Annotated in this window: 2 protein-coding genes and 1 pseudogene; 1 reads left to right on the forward strand and 2 read right to left on the reverse strand. The window is 49.0% G+C overall.

The annotated features are described in order from the left end of the window. Window positions 1–18: 18 nt before the first annotated feature. Both F6K20_RS31635 and F6K20_RS31640 read right to left on the reverse strand, forming a co-directional pair. Window positions 19–360: a hypothetical protein gene (locus F6K20_RS31635; RefSeq protein WP_287297391.1), complete on the reverse strand. Its 342-nt coding sequence runs from the start codon at window positions 358–360 to the stop codon at window positions 19–21. 117 nt (window positions 361–477) lie between these two features. Continuing rightward, a pseudogene (locus F6K20_RS31640) lies at window positions 478–579 on the reverse strand (transposase); the annotation flags it as partial. 458 nt (window positions 580–1,037) lie between these two features. Between F6K20_RS31640 and F6K20_RS31645 the strand changes: the two are divergent. Continuing rightward, the coding region (locus F6K20_RS31645; protein WP_287297392.1) for a S8 family serine peptidase at window positions 1,038–3,043 on the forward strand (2,006 nt) is incomplete at its 3' end.

Consider the following 3,043-nt stretch of genomic DNA (forward strand, 5'->3'; position numbering starts at 1 on the left):
TCTTGCAAAAGTATTTTTCTAATAGTGTTCTTGATGCAATAGCGAGTTGGGGAAACCACTGCAGTCGCTCATGGGGAGGGGCTGTGTGCGGAACCTGCGTCCGCACCGCTGTTTGCCCCGTGGAAACCACGGCAGTCGCTCATGGGGGAAACCCCCAAGACCGCGCTGCCTCCCCAAGACCGCGCTGCCTCCCCAAGACCGCGCTGCCTCCCCAAGACCGTAATGGTGCGCTTTCCGTGATGGCGAGGGATTGCTCGCCGCCACGGGTCGCACCTCTGCATCGCTTTGCGTCAATTCTTGTCCACTGTTCCGGTGATCCGCTGTTCCCTGTTCCCGACAACTGCCGCGAAGTCTAATCAAACCTGAGATTGAAAAATGGTAGTAAGCGAGGGCAGGCATCCGCTTCGCCACGAAATCCCTGGCAGTCCTGTGAAGATGAACAGAATTTTTAGGCTCTACGGAACCTACTGTGTAAAACTAACCATCAAAATGCCAAGTTAAAAAACTTCTCAGTCTGAAATTATCAAAATTTATGAATCCATCGGCTCTTCGTTTAATTAGCTTCAGCTTATTGTTGATTATGTGATGCCATAATTCTTAATTATCTCTATTGGCCTTGGCTGTTGAGATTATTATTTAATAATAAATCTCTAAGTCAATATTTACAAGATTTAGATTAATTAATTTATTAATTATTTTTTTGACAGTTACTCGAAATTACCCAAGAGGTTGGAGATAAATTATTATAAAAATTCATATTTATATTGAAAGACTGAGCCGATGTTGAGGTAATCTCCTGTCAATAGGAATCAACTTCTTCTTGATGAATGTCAAATTTTGTGAATGTATTCAACATTTCTTAATATATTCACTATTTCATGAGAGGAGTGTATATAATTGCTATCGGGGTGAAAGCTATAGGGCGCTGCGCCGCAGTGGCTAAGGGATTCCAGCGCTAGTAGCTTCACTAAATCTCCCCTGAAGACGGGAGGTTCAAGGACTCCCTTCTCCCTAGCACTTCTCTGGATAACCAATAGATGTTTAACTACTCAGCGTCAAAATTGCCTGGACTTCAATCCCTGTGGGATGAATCTATTGGCGATTCGCGGGTATGTGTAGCCGTTCTTGACGGATCAGTTGATCTATCTCATCCCAGCTTTCAAGGGGCTCAGCTAACTAAGCTGCCTACACTGGTTTCAGATGCTCCTGTGGGGAAGATGGCTAGTCATGGTACTCACATTGCCAGCGTAATTTTTGGGCAGCATGGTAGTCCAGTTCAGGGAATTGCCCCCGGTTGTCGTGGGCTGATTGTGCCAGTATTCTCTGATCGTCAGAATCGTTCACTGTTGCAAATAGACCTAGCTCGAGCCATTAATCAGGCGGTTGAACAAGGAGCTAATGTCATAAATATCAGTGGAGGCGAACTCAGTGAATCTGGTGCAGCAGACCCCATTTTAGAAAAGGCTGTCCGTCACTGTCATGAGAATGGTGTTTTAATCATTGCAGCAGCGGGAAATAATGCCTGTGAATGTCTTCATGTTCCGGCAGCTTTGCCCTCGGTACTAGCTGTGGGTGCAATGAATGACCAGGGATTGCCAATCGATTTTAGTAATTGGGGTCAGGCTTACCAAAACCAGGGAATCTTGGCTCCTGGTGAAAACATCTTGGGAGCCATGCTTGGTGGAGGTACCACCCTAAAATTTGGGACTAGCTTTGCGACTCCAATTGTATCTGGGCTGGTAGCACTGTTAATGAGCATCCAGCTCAAACGAGGAGAAAAACCCGATCCTCACTTCATCCGTCAGGCACTGCTTGAAAGTGCCTTACCTTGCCACCCAGATACAGTTCCAGATGCTCGTCGTTGTCTGGCAGGTCGTCTCAATATTCCTGGAGCATATGAGTTGATTACTAAAGGGGAAACACAAGAAATGTCCAATCAGAATTGGGAGGTGGAAAGAATGCAACCCAGTGAAGCCAGTAATTTGGGTTCGGCTGAATCGGTTAATCAGCAGCAAGTCTACGAAACGACGGTTGTCCCCAGTGCTAGTTCTGGACAAATGGGAGTCGTTCCCGCTGCCCATCATCAACCAGTTCAGCAAGCCATGCCAGTTCAACAGGGAATGCCGGTTCATTATCAGCAGATGGGAGTCGTTCCCGCTGGCTATAATCAACCGGTTCAGCACGCCATGGCAGTTCAACAGGGAATGCCCGTTGATTATCAGCAGATGGGAGTCGTTCCTGCTGCCCATCATCAACCAGTTCAGCAAGCTATGCCAGTTCAACAGGGAATGCCCGTTGATTATCAGCAGATGGGAGTCGTTCCCGCTGGCCATCATCAACCAGTTCAGCAAGCCATGCCCGTTCAACAGGGAATGCCCGTTGATTATCAGCAGATGGGAGTCGTTCCCGCTGCTCAGACTCCACCAGTTCAGCAAGCCATGCCCGTTCAACAGGGAATGCCCGTTGATTATCAGCAGATGGGAGTCGTTCCCGCTGGCCATCATCAACCAGTTCAGCAAGCCATGCCCGTTCATCCAGTTCATCATGGGCAGATGGGAGTCGTTCCCGCTGCTCAGACTGCACCCATTCAGCAAGCCATGCCAGTTCAACAGGGAATGCCGGTTCATTATCAGCAGATGGGAGTGGTTCCCGCTGGCTATAATCAACCGGTTCAGCAAGCCATGCCCGTTCAACAGGGAATGCCGGTTCATTATCAGCAGATGGGAGTGGTTCCCGCTGGCTATAATCAACCGGTTCAGCAAGCCATGCCCGTTCAACAGGGAATGCCAGTTCATTATCAGCAGATGGGAGTGGTTCCCGCTGGCTATAATCAACCGGTTCAGCAAGCCATGCCCGTTCAACAGGGAATGCCGGTTCATTATCAGCAGATGGGAGTCGTTCCCGCTGCTCAGACTGCACCGGTTCAGCACGCCACGCCCGTTCAACAGGGAATGCCGGTTCATTATGGGCAGATGGGTGCGGTACCCGCTATAGCTGCTAACACCGTTGCTCCTACTAGGGTTACCCCCAGCGGTGTCGTCCC

It is taken from the genome of Moorena sp. SIO2C4 (assembly GCF_010672485.1).
Lineage (GTDB): Bacteria > Cyanobacteriota > Cyanobacteriia > Cyanobacteriales > Coleofasciculaceae > Moorena > Moorena producens.